This window comes from Saccharospirillum sp. HFRX-2 (assembly GCF_043196805.1).
Taxonomy (GTDB): Bacteria; Pseudomonadota; Gammaproteobacteria; order Pseudomonadales; family Natronospirillaceae; genus Saccharospirillum.
This window is the reverse complement of record NZ_JBEBMU010000005.1, coordinates 89,921-108,362: the sequence shown is the minus strand read 5'-3', so window position 1 is coordinate 108,362 and position 18,442 is coordinate 89,921. Positions and strand designations below refer to the sequence as shown.

Genomic DNA, 18,442 nt, shown 5'->3' with positions numbered 1-18,442 from the left:
CAGGTTGTAGTTGTTTTGATCAATGCTGATTCGAGCATGACGTTATTGTTATCCGGCAACAGCCGGTTCACTCAGCTTTGTTGCGCTCACCCGCAACAAAGCTGAGCAGTGGCCGCCAACACACAGCGGCAACTTCGGTCACCACTTAATCGTCGGTTTCCAGCGACAACAGAGTGGCATTACCGCCCACGGCAGTGGTGTTGATGGTGCGCACCCGCTCGGTGGCGAAGCGCTTGATGTAGTTCGGACCGCCGGCTTTGGGACCGGTACCCGACAGACCCCGGCCGCCGAACGGCTGCACGCCAACCACGGCACCAATCTGGTTGCGGTTCACGTAGCAATTACCGACGCGCGCCCGGGCTTCGATATAAGCCGCCGTGGCTTCGTTGCGACTGTGAATACCCAGCGTCAGGCCATAGCCGGTGTTGTTGATGTCTTCGATGACCTGATCCAGTTCACGACCTTTAAAGCGGTGGATGTGCAGAATGGGACCAAACTGTTCGCGGCCGATTTCGTGGAAGCCTTCGATGGTCAGTGCCACCGGCGCCAGGAAGTGACCGTGCTCAGTGCCCTCGCCCAGTTCGGCTTGGGCCACCACCCGGTCTTTGGCACGCCAGTTCTCAACGTATTCCGACAACGCCTGATGCGCCTTGGCGTCGATGACCGGGCCGGAATCGGTGGCATAAAACTGAGGATTACCGATCTTCAATCGACCCAAAGCACCGCCGATCAATTCAATAATTCGATCGGCAATATCTTCCTGCACACAGAGCACGCGCAGCGCCGAACAACGCTGACCGGCGCTGGCGAAAGCCGACTGCATCACGTCAGCCACGACCTGTTCGGGCAAGGCGGTTGAATCGACGATCATGGCGTTCTGACCGCCGGTTTCGGCGATCAAGGTAGGAATGGCACCGTCACGCTGCGCCAAGGTGCGATTGATGCGATGCGCGGTTTCGGTGGAACCGGTGAAAGCCACGCCGACCAAACGCTCATCCGGTAACAAGGCGTCACCTAAAGTTGCCCCCGCGCCCGGCAAATAATGCAACACATCGGTCGGCACACCGGCCTGATGGAACAGTTCGATGGTACGGCCAGCAATCAAAGAAGTTTGCTCGGCTGGTTTCGCCAACACGGTATTACCGGCCACCAGCGCTGCACAGATCTGGCCGGTAAAAATCGCCAGCGGGAAGTTCCAGGGGCTGATGCACAAGAACACACCGCGGCCTTCGTAATAGTGCTCGTTGCTCTCACCAGTCGGTCCTGGCAACAGCGTCGGCTCGCTCATATTGGCGCGTGCCTCGTTGGCGTAATAGCGGCAGAAATCGACGGCTTCGCGCACTTCATCGATGCTGTCCTGCAGCGTTTTACCGGCTTCACGCGCACAGAGCGCCATCAGCTCGGCGGTGTTGGCTTCCATTAAATCGGCCAGCTTATCCAGGCAGGCCGCACGCTTAACGGCGGGCGTACGATTCCAGCTGGACCAGGCCTGATGCGCAGAGGCCAGGGCTTCACTGGCCAGCTCAGCGGTAGTCCAATCCAACTGACCGACGCTCTGGCGAGTGTCGTAAGGCGAAACAATAGTCTGGGTTTCGCCGGTCGCTACCGCCTTGCCCGCTACCAGCGGTTTCAGGTTCCATTGGGTTTGATCGAAACTGGCGATGTCTTCCAACAAGGGTTCACGCTCGAACGCCACCGCCAGGTTATAGCCTTGAGAATTGCGTCGGCTTTCGCCAAACATTTCACTGGGGCGCGGAATTTTCGGGTTACGAAAGACCGGATGACGCAAAGCCACTTCAACCGGCGATTGCACCAGATCACCTATTGGAGTTTCGGCATCGACCAGACGATGCACAAAGGAAGAGTTGGCACCGTTCTCCAGCAGACGACGCACCAGATAAGGCAACAAATCTTTATGCGCACCGACCGGCGCATAAATACGCACCGTTGGTTTATCGGATTCCAGCAGACTGTCGTAAAGCGCATCGCCCATACCGTGCAGACGCTGGAATTCAAATTCGCGTTGCGGGTTCAGCCGCGCCAGTTCGGCAATGGATGCCACGGTGTGGGCATTGTGCGTTGCAAACTGCGGATAGAGCGCACCACCAACGGCGTCGCTCATCAGAAAACGCGCACACACCAGATAAGACACATCGGTGTTTTCTTTGCGTGTGTACACCGGGTAATCAGCCAGGCCCAACTGCTGGGCGTGCTTCACTTCGGTATCCCAGTAGGCGCCTTTAACCAGACGAATCGGAATGATGTCGCCCTGCTCTTGCGCCAGTTTGGTCAGGTAACCGAGCACCGCCAGAGCGCGTTTGGAATAGGCCTGAATCACCAGCCCGAAATGACCCCAGCCGCGTGCGTCTGCGCTGTTAAATACCTGCTTAAATAAACGCAGCGATAACTCCAGTCGATCCATTTCTTCGGCGTCGATGGTGATGCCAACACCCAGGGCGCGCGCTTCCTTAACCAACTGGCTGACCCGATCCGCAAGCTCGGTCATCACATCATCCTGATGCGCTTCTTCGTAACGCGGATGCAAGGCGGACAGCTTGATGGAAATGGTCGGACGCGGCAGCTCGCCCCACTCGTCTTTGCGCTCACCGAGGGTGCGCACGGCTTCCAGATAAGACTGGAAATAACGCTCGGCATCGTGATCGGTAAAGGCCGCTTCGCCGAGCATATCGAACGAATAGGTGTAGCCTTTTTTGCGGTAATCGCGGCCATTTTTGATGGCTTCGCCAATGCTGCGACCGAGCACAAACTGCTTACCCATAATGCGCATCGCCTGGTTCATGGCAGCGCGAATTACCGGTTCACCGGCGCGGTTAATCAGTTTGGAAAGTAAGTTGGCAGGCGAGGTTTCGCGGCTGTCGAGCGAGGTCACCTTACCGGTCAGCATCAAACCCCAGGTCGAGGCGTTGACCAGCAGAGAGTCTGACTTGCCCATATGCTCTTTCCAATCTGCGACCGAGAGTTTGTCGCGAATCAGATCGTCGGCGGTATCGGCATCCGGCACCCGCATCAAAGCTTCGGCCAGACACATCAGGATGACGCCTTCTTCGTTATCGAGGCTGTACTGTTGCAGCAGTTTATCGACCGCGTGAGCAACGTCGCCCTGATCGCGCACCTGTTCGACAATACGGCGCGCCGTGCTTTCTACGTTGGCGCGGCTGCCGTCAGACGGTTCAGCCAGCTCAACCATTTGCGCCATATATTCATCTTCATCGACGGCGTACTGATCACAGATATAGCGGAACCATTGGTCCTCGTCCGCAGAACGGTATTCGCCGGAGAGCGCCCGGGCCGGATCAAACTGAGTCATAGCGGTCGTACCTGTCGGTTTTGTGAATCACTGACCAACCACAGTAGAGCGCCGCTGTTATCGCTGGCTTGTCAAAAAAACCGATTCTTTTGCAAAATAATCCGCTGTTGCGAACCGAGGTCACAGCTTGAACAGAGTGATCTTGACGCCGGAAAACGGCTTAGCTGGATTGCTGACGGCGCACCTGACCGGGCGATAAACCCAGTTCGTTCTTGATGGCGTGAGTCAGCGCGCTTTGGCTGGAAAAGCCGGTTTCGACAGCGATGTCGGCGATGGGATGGGACGAGCAACGCAGCAGCCAGACGGCCTGATCGAGGCGATGCTTCATCACATATTGGTAGGGCGTCATACCGGTGGTCTGACGAAAACGCAGATGAAACTGACTGAGGCTGAGATGGCAGGTCTGGGCCAGTTCGGCGACCGAGACTTTGTCTTGCAGGCGCTGTTTGATCAGTTGATCGATGCGCTCCATATCGAGCCGGCCCGGGCTCTCCTGCGCTCGCAGCGTCTGGCCGGTCAGGCGCTGGTAGAGGCTGTGCAACAGCAAAGCGCTGATGTGTTGCTGCATCTGCGGGTCCTGGCCGTGCAAGTCCAGTTCGTGCGCCATGGCTTTTAATAGCGTGCTGAAGTGGTCGTCCAGTTGGAAATAGTGCGGTCGGTCGAACAGGCGGTCGAGCATTTCCCGGTCGATGCGGCTATCGATGGCGCTGTCCAGATCGAAATCCAGCACCAGCATGCGGTTATCACCCAGGCCCTGGAAGGCATGGCCGCACTCGGTCGGCACCAGACAGCCGCCGCCGATGCGCAACTGCTCACCGCCGGTGCCGTCCAGCTCAAAATCGGCAGCGCCTTCAAAGCCCAGCACGACCTGATGATGACGGTGATGATGGCGATCGCCGCTTTGCGGCATTTGCGCCAACCGACTCACTCCACCCAGCCACATCCTGCCTCCTATCACCGACTAAAGTCGGACCCCGTCTCAGTGGGTGACACCTTAAGCCCCTCCAACTCCGTTGCCAATAGCCAGACGGCCGCCCCTACAAAACGACACCAGAAAGCTTTACAGCCTGACGACTTGTAATTAATATCCAACCGGTTGGTTATTAATGGAGAAACAGCATGGCCCGAACCCGCAGTATCGATCAGCAAGGCATCCTCGATGCCGCCGAAGCGGTGGTCGCCCGCGATGGCGCCACCCGTTTAACACTCGATGCCGTAGCGACTCAGGCCAGCGTCAGCAAGGCATCGGTGCTTTACGATTACAAAAACAAACAAGCGCTGATTGCCGCCGTGGTGCAACGCGCCACCGACAGAGACAACGCCTTTAACCAGAGCCAGATTGACGCTCTGGGCGAAGTCGACAGCCCGACCATTCGCGGCCGCATCAAGGCCGCCAGCCAGCCGTTCCCAGAAGAGTTTGGTGCCGTGGCGCTGCAACTGTGCGCAGCGCTGGCGCAAGACCAAACGCTGCGCGGCATCGTGCAAACCAACCAGCAACAAACCCTGGCATCGGTGCTCGATACCGCCAGCAACCCGCGCGGTGCGCGTCTGGCTTATCTGGCTTTGGAAGGCCTGAAACTGCTGGAGTCGTTTGACTACCTGCACTGGTCCGACGATCAGCGCCGCGAAATTCTTGGTGACATCGAATGGCTGATTAACAGCCAGCCCGGCAAGGCTGCCAAAGCCGACTGAACCCAATATTTAGAGAATTAATTGATGACAACAACGTCTTATTTTTTGACCGGCGGCAGTGGTTACATCGGCCGCAATTTGATTCGTTATTTAATCGCACAGGGCCACTCGGTAGTTGCCCTGGCGCGCAGCGATAAATCCGCAGCCAGTGTCGAAGCGCTCGGTGCCCAAGCCGTCCGTGGTGATGTGCTCGACACCAACCTGGCCGAGGTTATGTCTGGCTGCCAGGTACTGATTCATGCCGCGGCCGATACCGATCACGACAACCGCTCCAAGACCCAATACCAGACCAACGTTGAAGGCACCCGCAATGTGCTCGACAACGCCCGTCGCGCGGGCATTAACAAAGCGCTTTATATCAGCACCGAATCGGTATTGCTGACCGGCAAAGCATTGCGCAACGTTAATGAAGATCAGCCGATTCCAGCAAAAGCCATTGGCGAATACAGCCGCAGCAAAGCCGCCGCCGAACGTCAGGCTTTGGCTTTTGCCAGTGAGGATTTTCAGGTCATCATCGTGCGGCCAAGATTCGTCTGGGGCCGCGACGACACCACCGCACTGCCACACTTGGTGGATGCTGCCCTGTCCGGACAATTGGCTTGGATTGATGGCGGTCGTTACCGCAGCTCCACCACTCATGTTCACAATCTTTGCGTCGGAATCGAACGGGCTTTGGAGAACGGCAACAACGGCGAGGTGTATTTTATCAGCGACGACGAACCGGTTGAGTTTCGTCAATTCGCGACTGATCTGTTAGCCAGCCAAGGCATCAGCGCTCCGGATAAAAGTGTGCCCTTATGGCTGCTGAAAACGCTGGCGGCCGGTGGTGATTTTCTCAGCCGGATAAGCGGTGGTGCTGTTAAAGGGCCGGTGACCCGACAGTCGCTGGCGACCTCTGCTGTTGAGGTCACACTCGACATCAGCAAGGCAAAAACTGAGCTGGGTTATCAACCGGTTATCAGCCGCGCTGAGGGTCTGGCCGAGTTAAAAAACCAAGCCTGGTAACCACTGCGGATAGGCACTAGCCGTCGGCTCGATAGCCATTGACCGACGGCGATTGCCAAGCGGCCAGGTGTGCCGGGTCCGGCCGATAAATGTCCACCAGCAACGGATAACAAGCGGCCGCATCGCTGGAATGACTGGCACTGCAATCGCCACCCGGACAGGCCGAGAGCGCAGCGAGCAAATCCACTTCAGCAAAAAATTCCAGATAGTCGCCCGGCCGCACCGGACTGGCTTTCATAATGTACTGATGGGTATCGAGACTAAAGCCGGTGCACATAAAGACGTTTAACACATCGTGCACAAAAGGTTCGGCCTGCTCGAACGACCAGCCTTTATATTTCGCCAAGGCGCGCGTCAGATTCGAATGACAACAATGATGATAATGCCGACCCGTTAATTGATGCTCGGTGTAAGGGTCGCAGCGCGTACCAATCACATCGTGCACGCTGCAACCTTCTGCATCCCAGCCGTACCAGTCGAGGGTGTCGGCAGTGATGGTTGCCAATGGCCGCAGATACGGAAAGCGACTCCATAACCGATCACCGGTACTCAGATGAGTCCCCTGCAAAGCGCGCGTTTTGCCACTGTAAAAGGCTTCCTTTAAATCGTCTCGATGCCAGAGATTCAGATCACCGACCTGCGGCCCTTCGGTTGAGACGATGCGGAAAAAATGCCCGGCCGGTACCACAAAGGTGCCTGCGGTTCGCGGCTCAATCTGAACGCTTTCCACTAACTTCATGCTAGTGCGCGCCGCTGCCATCGGTGACTGGCTGGCTGCGTGATTGTCATTGGGGTAGGCAACAACGGCGGCTACCGAGCGACGTTCACTGGCATCAGCAGGGGCGGGAAATTGGGCTGGGTATTTCATTCATCATCCGAGTTAATCCGTTTACATCAAAGCATGGGATAAAGGCTTCAGCTTGCCAAGAGCGCGGCTATTCGCGTTCACTTCCTGGTGCATAGGATCAACTGACAGCACGTTCTTGGTGCGACATTGTCGATAAAGGCCGGACTGATTGACGCACTTTCTGGTTATTAATCTCCCGCAAAACAAGCAGTTGACCATCCATTGAACTGAGTTGGCACAAGCTTCGCTTAACAGCCTTAGAAGCTGAGACATCGGCGGGGTGAACAGGTTGAACCCAAAGATGTTCAGGTCTTCGATAGAAAACCTAAGGTTGTTTTCTCAGGATTCCGGCGAGCGTTTTTGACTTCGACGCCACGGTGTTGTCACCGTCGTCTTTGCATACGACCCCGACCCCGACGCTCCCCGTCATCCTGCATTGCAACGACTGGCAACGGCGCCATTACCGCTCACGCGGTGATGGCGCCGTTTTTTTTTGCCCGAAAAAAATCGGACCCGAGGGAGAGATTCATGACACTGCTGTTCGCACGACGTTGGCAAGCTAGTTGGTTCGCCGCCATCACCGCGCTGCTTATCACTACCGGCGCTCAGGCGGAACTCGGCTGGCCGGAAAAACCGACGCTGAAGCTCGGCTTTATCAAGTTGACCGATATGGCGCCGCTGGCCATCGCTTATGAAAAAGGTTTCTTCGAAGACGAAGGCCTGTACGTCACCCTGGAGGCCCAAGCCAACTGGAAGGTGTTGCTCGACGGCGTTATTACCGGCGAGCTGGATGGCGCTCATATGCTCGCCGGTCAGCCCTTGGCGGCGACCATCGGTTACGGCACCCAGGCCAATATCATCACGCCCTTTTCCATGGATCTGAACGGCAATGGCATTACCGTATCCAACAGCGTCTGGGAGCAGATGAAGCAATACATTCCGCACGAAGATGGCCGCCCGGTGCATCCGATCAGCGCCAGCGCCCTGGAGCCGGTGGTGCGCGATTACCAACAACGCGGTCAGGCGTTCAATATGGGCATGGTGTTCCCGGTGTCGACGCACAACTACGAACTGCGTTACTGGCTGGCTGCCGGCGGCCTGCACCCGGGTTATTACGACCCCGACAACGGTGATACCTCCGGCCAAATCGACGCCGATGTGATGCTCAGCGTTACACCGCCACCGCAGATGCCGTCCACCCTGGAAGCCGGCACCATTCTCGGTTACTGCGTCGGCGAACCCTGGAACCAGCAGGCGGTGTTCAAGGGTATCGGCGTACCGGTGATCACCGATTACGAAATCTGGAAGAACAATCCGGAGAAGGTGTTTGGTATTACCGAGGCATTCGCCGAGCAAAATCCCAACACCACGGTGCGCCTGGTCAGAGCATTGATTCGGGCGGCCGAATGGCTGGATGCCGACAACAACGCTAACCGTGCCGAAGCGGTGGAAATACTGTCACGCCCGGCTTATGTCGGTGCCGATGCTGACGTCATCGCCAATTCCATGACCGGCACCTTCGAATACGAAGCCGGTGACACCCGCTCAGTGCCGGACTTCAACGTCTTCTTCCGCTACAACGCCACCTACCCCTACTACTCGGATGCCATCTGGTATCTGACCCAGATGCGCCGCTGGGGCCAGATTGCGGGGCCGCAGAGCGATCAGTGGTATCAGGACACCGCCGCTCAGGTGTACCGCCCGGACCTCTATCAACAGGCCGCCGAATCGCTGATTGATGAAGGCCTGCTCAGCGCCGATCAGTTCCCCGATTTCGCGGCTGAGACGGGCTACAAACCGCCGCAGTCGGAGTTTATCGACGACATCACTTACGACGGTCGCCAGCCCAACGCCTATCTGGACCAGTTCCCGATTGGTCTGGGCAGCGACCAGACTCTTTAAGCGAGCCAAGCGAGGCGCGTCATGACGATACAACTGCGAATCAAACCCTGGCTGCGCTGGCTTGATCGGCTGCCCGCCTGGAATCCAATGGCCGCCGTCGCGGCCACCACCCTGCCGCTGCTGGGCCTCAGTGTTTTTATCATGCTGTGGCACTTCGGTGCCGCCCAGGTCAACACCTCGCTGGGCCAGTTTCCCGGCCCGGCGACGGTGTTCGAGCAATCGCTGGCACTGTGGCAGGAACACGAGGTCGCGCGGGAAAAAGAAGCCGCCTTCTACGATCGCCTGGCTCAGCAAAACGCCGCCCGCCAGGCCGATAATCCCGACTTCGAGCCACTGAAGATCGATTATCCGGGCAAGCCAACCTTTCTCGATCAGATCGGCACCAGCCTGGTGACGGTGCTGGCCGGTTTTACGCTGGGCAGTCTGCTGGCGATACCGGCAGGCATTCTGGTTGGACTGTCGCACCGGGTGCATCAGGCGGTGAATCCGATCGTCCAACTGTTCAAGCCGGTGTCACCGCTGGCCTGGCTGCCGCTGGTAACCATGGTGGTCTCGGCGGTCTATGTGACTGACGATCCGCTGTTCGATAAGTCGTTTATCACCTCGATGTTCACCGTCACGCTGTGCTGTTTGTGGCCGACGCTGATCAACACCGCCGTCGGCGTTGCCAACATCGATCAGGATTTGCGCAACGTCAGCCAGGTGCTGCGTTTGCCGGCGCTGACGCACATTCGCCGCATCGTCATTCCCTCGGCCATTCCGATGATCTTTACCGGCCTGCGGGTGTCCCTCGGCATCGCCTGGATGGTGTTGATCGCCGCCGAAATGCTGGCGCAAAACCCGGGCCTGGGAAAATTTGTCTGGGATGAATTCCAAAACGGCAGTTCCAATTCACTGGGGCGCATCATGGTGGCGGTGCTGGTGATTGGCCTGATCGGCTACGGCCTCGATCGCATCATGCTGCAACTGCAAGCTTGGGTGGATTGGGATAAATCCAGTCAACAACGTTGAACACAACCGGAGCATCGCTATGACTCAGACACATCTCGAATTGAGCGGCGTCGGCATCGACTTTGCGACGCCCAAAGGACCGTTCAAAGCACTCGATAACGTTAATCTAAAAGTGCAGCAAGGCGAGTTCGTCTCGCTGATCGGCCATTCCGGTTGCGGAAAAAGCACCGTTTTAAACATCATTGCCGGCCTGCATCAAGCCACCGATGGCGGCGTGCTGCTGGGCAATCGCGAAGTCACCGAACCCGGTCCGGAACGCGCCGTGGTGTTTCAAAACCACAGCCTGCTGCCATGGCTGACGGTGTGGCAGAACGTCGAGCTGGCCGTTAAACAGGTGTTTCGCAAACACAAAAGCCGCGCCGAGATGCGCGACTGGATAGCCCACAATCTCGACCTGGTGCAGATGACGCACGCCGCCCACAAAAGACCCGGTGAAATTTCCGGCGGTATGAAGCAGCGCGTCGGCATCGCCCGGGCGCTGTCGATGCAACCCGAAGTATTGCTGATGGATGAGCCGTTCGGCGCGCTCGACGCCCTGACCCGCGCCCACCTCCAGGATTCATTGATGGGGATCCAGGCGCGGCTCGGTAACAGCGTCATCATGATCACTCATGACGTTGACGAAGCGGTGCTGCTTTCCGACCGCATCGTCATGATGACCAACGGCCCGGCCGCCACCATCGGCGAAATTCTCGAGGTGCCACTGGCGCGCCCGCGCAACCGTTTGGAACTGGCATCCAACGCCGACTACAACCGTTTGCGTTCGGAAGTGCTCAGTTTTCTGTATGAAAAACAGCGCAAGGTGGAGCCGATGCGCAGCAGCACCAAGCCCTCGGCAAAAACCAGCGCAGTGGCCTGAGCTGCATTGCAGCGTTATCCTCGACGCATTACCGAGGGTAACGTTGTGCAGCAACTGGAATTTTTCGACATTCCCAGCCCCTGCATCGGGGTTTGCGAATCCGGGCCGCGTGGCTATTGCCGCGGCTGCCTGCGCTCGCGCCCCGAACGTCAGCAATGGCATCAACTCGATGCCGCCAGCAAACGTCAGGTGATTCGCAACTGTCAGATTCGCAAACTGCGTTTGGCCCGCGGTGCCCAACTGGACGAGGCGGACGAGCTTGATTCCGCCATCCAGGTCCCGCTGTTTAACGCCGACGAGGCGGACTGAATATGGCCCACGACTTCTTCACTGATCTCACTGCTCTGTCTTGCCCTTACTGCGGCGCCAGCATCCAGCTCATCACCGAGCCCCTTGATGAAGCTAAGGGGAGCATCTAATAACTCACGCGGGGCTCTGGCTTGCAGAGGGACACGGAGGCAAGGCGCACTTGCGCAGGAATGTCGCGAACCTTTCAAGTAAGTGCAACGCGGCATCCGGGTTCCTCTGCAAGCCCCTCCGGGCGCGGGCTAAAAGGCCCTGCCGCCGCGTTGCGAATCTTGACAAGGACCACGCCATTGCCAGCGATTCGCGCCTTACGGCAGGGCCTTTTAGCCTCGCGCAGAGCCTCGTGTGAGTTATTAGATGCTCCCCCGGACTACATCGAAGACTGCGAAGTCTGCTGCCAACCGATGCGCGTCCTGGTCAGCGCCGAAGGCGACATTCAACTGCTGCGCGAAGACGACTAAACCACTCGCACTTGCCCTCTTTTTGCACAACCCTGCCCAACCCCTGTGCATCCTTGGTGCGCCAACCGGGGGTAAAACCGACCAGTGTTAAGCGTCAAAATCCCCGGAAAGCCCCTGTTCAGGCGGTTTTTAAAAGTTGGCACAGCCTTCGCTTTATAGAACCCAGTCATGGCAGAACGCCGCTGAATTCGTCAGAGGCGGGCTGTAATGGCCTTACACTGTGATTTGCGTATCGAGCATTGGCGCTCTTGGGGAAACCCAAGAGCGTCTTTTTTTTGCGTGGAAGAAAAAGATGGCTGCACCGCAACTGTTGATCATTGGCAACGGCATGGCCGCGACCCGACTGGTGCGCGAGCTGGTCGAGCGTGGCTATAAGGGGTGCATCACCCTGGTCGGTGACGAACCCGGTGTCGGCTACAACCGCATCCAGCTAACGCCCTGGCTCGCCGGTGAAACCAGCGAAGCAGCGTTGAACTTGGTCGAGCGCGACTGGTATCGCCAGCACTCTATTCGCTGCGTCGAAAACGAAGCGGTCACCGAGTTAAACCTTAACGGCGAGGCCACGACGGCCTCGGGCCGACAGCTTCAGTTCGACCACTGCGTGCTGGCCACCGGCGCCCAACCCCGCCTGCCCGAGCTAGACTTCCCGGCCCAGCCAGCCATCCGCGCCTTCCGCACCAAGGCTGATGGTCACTGGTTAAAAGCATTGCCGACCGGCAGCAAGGTGGTGGTGCTTGGCGGCGGTCTGCTCGGGTTGGAAGCTGCCTGGGGCTTGCGTCAGCGCGGCCACAGCGTTGCCCTGGTGCATCGCAACGGCCATCTGATGAACCGCCAACTGTCGGATGCGCCGGCGCGTTATTTGTCGGATGCCTTCAGCGCTGCGGGGATCGAGCTGCATCTGCAACGCTCGCTCCGCGCTATCGATGCCAGTCCCAAGTTGAGCGGCATCACCCTGGATGATGGCCACACCCTAGCAGCCGATGCCCTGATCACCGCCGCCGGCATCCAACCCAGAATCGAGCTGGCCCAGCGCGCTGGCTTGGCAACAAAGCGCGGCATTCTGGTCGATGATCGCCTGGCCACCAGCCAGGCCAATATTTCAGCGCTGGGCGAATGCGCCGAGTGCGACGGCCGCACCATCGGCCTGGTCAATCCGGCCTATCACCAGGCTGCGGTGCTGGCTGCGCGCCTGTGCGGTGACACCGAAGCCGCGCCCTACAGACCCAGCCAGGACAGCACCCGTCTGAAAATTTCCGGTCTCGATGTGGTCTCTATCGGTCGTATCGACCACCCCGAGGCACGTCGGCTGACGCTGGATCAACCCGGCGAACGTCGCTGCCGGCGCCTGCATCTGCTGGGCGACCGTCTGGTCGGCGCCGAGATGATCGGCTGTGTCGATCACGCCGACCAGGACCAGCAACTGATTCGAACCCAGACCCCGATATCTGACGCCCGCCTCGCCATGCTGGGTGAAGCGAGCGCTGCCTGAGGAGAAAGCATCATGAGCCAACGCAAAGACCTGATCATCATTGGCAACGGCATGGTCGGCCACCACTTCGCCGACACCTTTCGCAAGCTCGATGACGCCGATCAATGGTGCATCCACATCATCGGTGAGGAACGTCATTCGGCTTACGACAGAGTACATCTGTCGGAATATTTCCAGGGCCGCGAGCACAGCGACCTGGCCCTGGGCACCGCCGCCAGCTACCAACAAGCCGGTATCGCCGCTCACCTCGGCACCCGGGTAGAACGCATCGACCGCGCTGCCCACACCGTCTTGCTCAGCGACGGCGAAGAACTCAGCTACGACAAGCTGGTACTGGCCACCGGTTCCTATCCCTTCGTACCGCCGATTCCCGGCCACGATGCTGAGCGCTGTTTTGTCTACCGCACGCTCGATGATCTGGACGCCATTCGTAACGCCGCGGCCAACGGCAAAAGCGGCGTGGTGATCGGCGGCGGCCTGCTCGGGCTGGAAGCGGCCAATGCGTTGAAATCGCTGGGGCTGGCGACTGAGGTGATTGAATTTGCGCCGCGCCTGATGCCGGTGCAACTCGATGCTACCGCCGGCACGGTGTTAAAAGACAAGATCGAAGCGCTCGGCGTGACCGTTCATACCGACACCGCGACCCAGAAAATTGAAACCCTCGATGACGGTCGGCTGCGTTTGCACTTTGCCGACGGCGAACCGCTGGAAACCGATGTGCTGGTGTTCTCTGCGGGCATTAGACCCCGCGATGAGCTGGCGCGCCAATGTGGTCTGGCAGTCGGCGAGCGCGGCGGCGTGCGCATCAACAACCACGGCCAGACCTCGGATGCCGACATCTACGCCATCGGCGAAGTCGCGCTTTGGGACGAACGTATTTTTGGCTTGGTCGCGCCCGGTTATCGCATGGCCGAAACGGTGGCGGCGCATCTGGAAGGTGGCGACAGTCCCTTCCTCGGTGCCGACATGAGCACCAAGCTGAAACTGCTCGGCGTCGATGTCGGCGCCATCGGTGACGCCCACGGCACCACGCCCGGCGCGCTCAGTTTCCGCTACCACAATGAGGCCAAAGGACTGTACAAGAAGATCGTCACCAGCGCCGATGGCAAACATCTGCTCGGCGCCATTCTGGTCGGCGACAACAGCGTTTATGACAGCCTGCTGCAGTACTACCTGAACGACATAGACCTGCCCGCTGAACCCGACAGCCTGATTTTGCCCAGCGCCGGTGCCGCTCCTGCCTTGGGCCCGGACGCCCTGCCCGACTCCGCCACCATCTGTTCGTGCATGAACGTCACCAAGGGCAGCATCGTCGAGGCGATTGATGGCGGTTGTTGCAGTGTCGCTGAGGTCAAAGCCGAAACCCGCGCCAGTACCAGTTGCGGCGGCTGTGCTGCCATTCTGAAAAACCTCGTCGATGCGACCTTGGAAGCGCGCGGTGTCGAGGTCGATCATTCGCTGTGCGAACACTTTGCTCACACCCGCCAAGAGCTGTATCACCTGGTGCAGGTCGAAGAAATCAAAACCTTTGATGAACTGATTGCCAAGCACGGCCGTGGTCATGGCTGCGATATTTGTAAGCCAACTGTGGCGTCCATTCTTGCCAGCCACTGGAACGAAGGCGTGCACGAAGCGCCGCACGTCAAGCTGCAAGACACCAACGACACCTTTCTGGCGAACATGCAAAAAGACGGCACCTATTCGATTGTGCCGCGCATCGCCGGTGGGGAAATCACTCCGGATAAACTCTTGGTGATCGGTCAGGTCGCCAAAGATTATCGGCTCTATACCAAGATCACCGGCGGCCAGCGCATCGACCTGTTTGGTGCGCAATTGCATCAGTTGCCGGAAATCTGGAAACGCTTAATCGACGCCGGTTTTGAAACCGGCCACGCCTACGGCAAAGCCTTGCGCACCGTTAAATCCTGCGTCGGCAGCACCTGGTGTCGCTATGGTCAGCAGGATTCAGTGGGCATGGCGATTCTCTTGGAGAACCGCTACAAGGGTTTGCGTGCACCGCACAAAATTAAATTCGCGGTGTCCGGTTGCACCCGCGAATGCGCCGAAGCTCAGAGCAAAGATATTGGCGTTATCGCCACCGAAAACGGCTGGAATTTATACGTCTGCGGCAACGGCGGTATGAAACCGCGTCACGCCGATTTGTTTGCTACCGATCTCGACGATGTAACGCTGATTCGCACCATCGATCGCCTGCTGATGTTCTACGTGCGCACTGCCGACCGACTGCAACGCACCGCGCGTTGGCTGGAGAGTCTCGATGGCGGTTTGGAATATCTGACCGATGTCATCCTCAACGACAGCCTGAAGCTGGGCGCAGAACTCGACCAACAGATGGCGCGTATCGTCGACACCTATCAGTGCGAATGGAAAGCCACCTTGGCAGACGAACAAAAACTGAAGCGCTTCCGCACCTTTGTGAACAGCCCTGAGCCCGACGACAACGTCGTCTTCGTCGAAGAACGCGACCAGATTCGACCGGCCACGGCTGACGAAAAAAGCCACTTGATTGCATCTGCCTGAGGAGACCGAGATGACCGCGCAATCCAAAACGCTCAACTGGCAGGCCGTGTGCCAACGCGATGATCTGGTGCCCGAATCCGGTGTGGCGGTGCGTTTGCAAGGCCGCCAGATCGCACTGTTTTATCTGCCCGACCAAGGCGCTGTCTACGCACTCGACAATCACGACCCCTTCAGTTCGGCCAATGTGCTGGCCAGAGGCATTGTCGGCGATATCGGCGGCGACTGGGCCGTCGCCGGGCCGCTCTATAAGCAACACTTCCGACTTGAAGACGGCCAATGCATTGAGGATGCAGCGGTGCGCATCAGCACCTGGCCCGCCCGCCTGGTCGACGATCGCGTCGAAATCGCGCTGAGTTGATAGTGCGATGACGGTTGCCACCACCTGCGCTTACTGCGGTGTCGGCTGCGGCGTGGCAGTGCCACGCAGCGGCGATCGCAGCATTCAGGTGAGCGGCCTTAAATCTCATCCGGCCAACGCCGGGCGGCTCTGTGTTAAAGGCACTCATCTGGGCGACGTTCTGCCGCTGCGCAATCGTTTGTTGCAACCCAGGATGGACGGCCAGCTTGCGGACTGGGACAGCGCTTTAACGCGCATCGCCAGGACACTGGCGCAAACGCCACCGCAGCGCATTGGTTTTTACCTGTCCGGCCAGTTGCTGACCGAGGACTATTACGTCGCCAACAAACTGGCCAAGGGTTTTTTGGGCACCGCCAACGTCGATACCAATTCAAGGCTGTGTATGTCCTCCGCCGTGGCCGCCTACCAGCGCGCTTTGGGTGAAGACGCCGTGCCCGGCTGCTATGACGATTTGGAAGCGGCCGAACTGGTAGTGCTGATCGGCTCTAACCTGGCCTGGGCACATCCGGTGTTGTTTCAGCGCTTGCAGGCCGCCCGCCAAAAAGATCCGAACAAAAAACTGGTGGTGATCGATCCGCGCCAGACCGATACCAGCGATGCCGCCGACCTGCACTTAGCGATCCGCCCCGGCGCCGATGGCCGCTTGCTGAATGGCCTGCTGGCCTGGCTGGCAGAACGCGATGCGCTCGATACCGACTACATCGCCGCCCATACCTCGGGCTTCGAGGAAACCCTGCATAAGGCACGCCGACACGCCGGCACCGATTGGGACCAACTGGCGGCCGACTGCGGCCTAAAGCGCCGCGATCTCGATACTTTCTTCGCCTGGTTCGAGGCCTGCCCGCGTACCGTCACTGCCTGGTCGATGGGCATCAACCAAAGCCGTTCCGGGGTCGATAAAGGCCAGGCCATCATTAATCTGCATCTGGCCACCGGCCGCATTGGTAAAGTCGGCGCAACGCCCTTTTCCATTACCGGCCAGCCTAATGCCATGGGTGGCCGCGAGGTCGGCGGCCTGGCTAACCAGTTGGCCAGCCATCGCGGTTTCACGACCGCCGACATTGATGCCGTTCAGCGTTTCTGGCAAGCACCGGCCATGGCGACTGCGCCCGGATTAAAAGCGGTAGAACTGTTCGACGCCGCCGAGCGTGGCGACATTGATGTGCTCTGGATTATGGCGACTAACCCGGTCAGCAGCCTGCCCGATGCAGACCGGGTTCGGCGCGCGCTGAAACGAGTCAGAACGGTCATTGTCTCCGATGTGGTCAGCGAGACCGACACTCTGGCGCTGGCCGACATCCATTTACCGGCATTGGCCTGGGGCGAAAAGGACGGCACCGTCACCAACTCTGAACGTTGCATTTCCCGTCAACGCGGCTTTGTCGAGGCGCCCGGTGAAGCCAGGCCCGACTGGTGGGCGTTAGCTGAAGTCGGCAAACGACTGGGCTACAACCAGGCCTTCAACTACGCAGGCCCGGCCGAGATTTTTAACGAACACGCCCGGCTGAGCAGCTTTGAAGCAGACCCAAGGCGTCAGTTTAATCTCAGTGGTTTAACCGAGCTGACAGCGGCGCAATACCAGGAATTGACACCCATCCAATGGCCATTGAATGACAGCGGCCAAGGCCAGACCAGACTGTTTAGCGACGGTCGTTTTGCCACTGCGGACAGACGGGCGCGTTTTCATCCGGTGGCACCGGCCGAGCCTGAACCTGCGAATAACAAGCTGCGCCTGAATACCGGCCGACTGCGCGACCAATGGCACTCCATGAGCCGCACTGGCTACGCCCCTCGCCTGAACCAACATCGGCGCGATTTCCAGGTGCAACTCAATCCACTGGATGCCGCCGCCCGTCAGATCAAAGCCGGCGATCTGGTTCGTCTCTACAGCGATTGCGGCGAATGCCATGCCTGGGCGGACATTACGGAAAGCCAGCCCATTGGACAGTTGTTTGCGCCCATCCACTGGAATCGACAATTCGCGGCGAACGGCGGCGTGGCGCGACTGATCAACAGCCTGGTTGACCCCATCTCCGGTCAGCCGGAATCCAAGCACGCTCTGGTGGAAATCGAACCTCAATCTTTGACCAGTTATGGCTATTATCTGGGCAGCGATTTGCCTGAGGAATTGGCCGAGGGCGCGATCTGGTTTCGCACTGAACTGCATCAAATCAGTTGTTGGCAGTTAGTTTATCCAAAGCGTCGCGTGGCGGATCTTACTCTGGCCGTAACGACCCGTTCAGACCTGCAACTGACCGATGATGATCAAGCCTGCTTTCAACAGATTCGCTACACAGGACCGTTACCGCAGCGCGCCTGGCTGGCGCTAAGCGACGCTCCAATATCGGCACCCGATCTGGAATGGTTGGAAGGTGCACTGCAGCAACCGGACTCGAGCCTCCCCGCCAGCGCCTGGTTACTTGGTCGCGCCGGAGCAGCGGCGGCTGGCCGTTTGGTCTGTACTTGCTTTGGAGTACGCGACCAGGACATTGAAGCCTACCTAGCAGAACATCCGCACGCCGATCTCACTGCCGTCCAGCAAGCACTCAAGTGCAGTACTTCTTGTGGCAGTTGCTTGCCCGAGGTGAAACGATTAGTCGCTGTCGATAGCGAGGAACCAGAACGACAACTTGCCTGATAAAT

At 58.7% G+C, this 18,442-nt stretch carries 14 protein-coding genes; 11 read left to right on the top strand and 3 right to left on the bottom strand.

What is annotated here, in order from left to right; genetic code table 11:
* Positions 1-145: 145 nt before the first annotated feature.
* Together putA and ABMA60_RS12070 are read right to left on the bottom strand one after the other, a co-directional pair.
* Positions 146-3,328 carry a bifunctional proline dehydrogenase/L-glutamate gamma-semialdehyde dehydrogenase PutA gene (putA, locus tag ABMA60_RS12075; RefSeq protein WP_392803370.1) on the bottom strand — a complete coding sequence of 1,061 codons (3,183 nt, stop codon included), beginning with the start codon at positions 3,326-3,328 and terminating at the stop codon, positions 146-148.
* A 160-nt stretch (positions 3,329-3,488) separates the two neighbouring features.
* Positions 3,489-4,271, bottom strand: a complete 783-nt coding sequence (locus tag ABMA60_RS12070) for a helix-turn-helix domain-containing protein (RefSeq protein ID WP_392803368.1) — start codon at positions 4,269-4,271, stop codon at positions 3,489-3,491.
* A 176-nt stretch (positions 4,272-4,447) separates the two neighbouring features.
* Here ABMA60_RS12070 and ABMA60_RS12065 point away from each other — a divergent pair, with 176 nt between their 5' ends.
* The gene (locus ABMA60_RS12065; protein ID WP_392803366.1) at positions 4,448-5,020 is read left to right on the top strand and encodes a TetR/AcrR family transcriptional regulator; all 573 of its coding nucleotides are present in this window, start codon (positions 4,448-4,450) and stop codon (positions 5,018-5,020) included.
* Between the two features lie 24 nt (positions 5,021-5,044).
* Positions 5,045-6,025: an NAD-dependent epimerase/dehydratase family protein gene (locus tag ABMA60_RS12060; protein ID WP_392803363.1), complete on the top strand. Its 981-nt coding sequence runs from the start codon at positions 5,045-5,047 to the stop codon at positions 6,023-6,025.
* Positions 6,026-6,041: 16 nt separating this feature from the next.
* Here ABMA60_RS12060 and ABMA60_RS12055 read toward each other — a convergent pair whose 3' ends face one another.
* Positions 6,042-6,893: an urea carboxylase-associated family protein gene (locus ABMA60_RS12055; protein WP_392803361.1), complete on the bottom strand. Its 852-nt coding sequence runs from the start codon at positions 6,891-6,893 to the stop codon at positions 6,042-6,044.
* 507 nt (positions 6,894-7,400) lie between these two features.
* Here ABMA60_RS12055 and ABMA60_RS12050 point away from each other — a divergent pair.
* The 9 genes from ABMA60_RS12050 (at position 7,401) to ABMA60_RS12010 (ending at position 18,437) form a co-directional block, all read left to right on the top strand.
* The gene (locus ABMA60_RS12050; protein ID WP_392803359.1) at positions 7,401-8,774 is read left to right on the top strand and encodes a CmpA/NrtA family ABC transporter substrate-binding protein; all 1,374 of its coding nucleotides are present in this window, start codon (positions 7,401-7,403) and stop codon (positions 8,772-8,774) included.
* An 87-nt stretch (positions 8,775-8,861) separates the two neighbouring features.
* Positions 8,862-9,785, top strand: a complete 924-nt coding sequence (locus ABMA60_RS12045) for an ABC transporter permease (RefSeq protein WP_392803678.1) — start codon at positions 8,862-8,864, stop codon at positions 9,783-9,785.
* Between the two features lie 19 nt (positions 9,786-9,804).
* Positions 9,805-10,644: an ABC transporter ATP-binding protein gene (locus ABMA60_RS12040; RefSeq protein WP_392803357.1), complete on the top strand. Its 840-nt coding sequence runs from the start codon at positions 9,805-9,807 to the stop codon at positions 10,642-10,644.
* Between the two features lie 6 nt (positions 10,645-10,650).
* A complete protein-coding gene (locus ABMA60_RS12035) occupies positions 10,651-10,953 on the top strand; it encodes a DUF1289 domain-containing protein (RefSeq protein WP_392803355.1) in 303 nt (100 codons plus the stop codon).
* Positions 10,954-11,123: 170 nt separating this feature from the next.
* Positions 11,124-11,411, top strand: a complete 288-nt coding sequence (locus ABMA60_RS12030) for a CPXCG motif-containing cysteine-rich protein (RefSeq protein WP_392803353.1) — start codon at positions 11,124-11,126, stop codon at positions 11,409-11,411.
* A gap of 292 nt (positions 11,412-11,703) precedes the next feature.
* A complete protein-coding gene (locus ABMA60_RS12025; protein ID WP_392803351.1) occupies positions 11,704-12,900 on the top strand; it encodes an NAD(P)/FAD-dependent oxidoreductase in 1,197 nt (398 codons plus the stop codon).
* Positions 12,901-12,912: 12 nt separating this feature from the next.
* Positions 12,913-15,441 (top strand): nitrite reductase large subunit NirB, encoded by a 2,529-nt coding sequence (nirB, locus tag ABMA60_RS12020; protein ID WP_392803349.1) that lies wholly within the window; start codon positions 12,913-12,915, stop codon positions 15,439-15,441.
* Positions 15,442-15,451: 10 nt separating this feature from the next.
* Positions 15,452-15,799 (top strand): nitrite reductase small subunit NirD, encoded by a 348-nt coding sequence (gene nirD / locus ABMA60_RS12015; protein ID WP_392803347.1) that lies wholly within the window; start codon positions 15,452-15,454, stop codon positions 15,797-15,799.
* A 7-nt stretch (positions 15,800-15,806) separates the two neighbouring features.
* Entirely contained in the window at positions 15,807-18,437 is a 2,631-nt protein-coding gene (locus ABMA60_RS12010) for a molybdopterin-dependent oxidoreductase (RefSeq protein WP_392803345.1), read from the top strand.
* The last annotated feature ends 5 nt before the right edge of the window (positions 18,438-18,442 follow it).

Bases quoted from the DNA above. Each gene is read 5' to 3' on its own strand.
- ABMA60_RS12055 (WP_392803361.1), bottom strand. From the start codon at position 6,893: ATGAAATACCCAGCCCAATTTCCCGCCCCTGCTGATGCCAGTGAACGT.
- nirD (WP_392803347.1), top strand. From the start codon at position 15,452: ATGACCGCGCAATCCAAAACGCTCAACTGGCAGGCCGTGTGCCAACGC.
- ABMA60_RS12030 (WP_392803353.1), top strand. From the start codon at position 11,124: ATGTCGCGAACCTTTCAAGTAAGTGCAACGCGGCATCCGGGTTCCTCT.
- ABMA60_RS12070 (WP_392803368.1), bottom strand. From the start codon at position 4,271: ATGTGGCTGGGTGGAGTGAGTCGGTTGGCGCAAATGCCGCAAAGCGGC.
- ABMA60_RS12040 (WP_392803357.1), top strand. From the start codon at position 9,805: ATGACTCAGACACATCTCGAATTGAGCGGCGTCGGCATCGACTTTGCG.
- ABMA60_RS12045 (WP_392803678.1), top strand. From the start codon at position 8,862: ATGGCCGCCGTCGCGGCCACCACCCTGCCGCTGCTGGGCCTCAGTGTT.
- nirB (WP_392803349.1), top strand. From the start codon at position 12,913: ATGAGCCAACGCAAAGACCTGATCATCATTGGCAACGGCATGGTCGGC.
- putA (WP_392803370.1), bottom strand. From the start codon at position 3,328: ATGACTCAGTTTGATCCGGCCCGGGCGCTCTCCGGCGAATACCGTTCT.
- ABMA60_RS12065 (WP_392803366.1), top strand. From the start codon at position 4,448: ATGGCCCGAACCCGCAGTATCGATCAGCAAGGCATCCTCGATGCCGCC.
- ABMA60_RS12060 (WP_392803363.1), top strand. From the start codon at position 5,045: ATGACAACAACGTCTTATTTTTTGACCGGCGGCAGTGGTTACATCGGC.
- ABMA60_RS12010 (WP_392803345.1), top strand. From the start codon at position 15,807: ATGACGGTTGCCACCACCTGCGCTTACTGCGGTGTCGGCTGCGGCGTG.
- ABMA60_RS12050 (WP_392803359.1), top strand. From the start codon at position 7,401: ATGACACTGCTGTTCGCACGACGTTGGCAAGCTAGTTGGTTCGCCGCC.
- ABMA60_RS12025 (WP_392803351.1), top strand. From the start codon at position 11,704: ATGGCTGCACCGCAACTGTTGATCATTGGCAACGGCATGGCCGCGACC.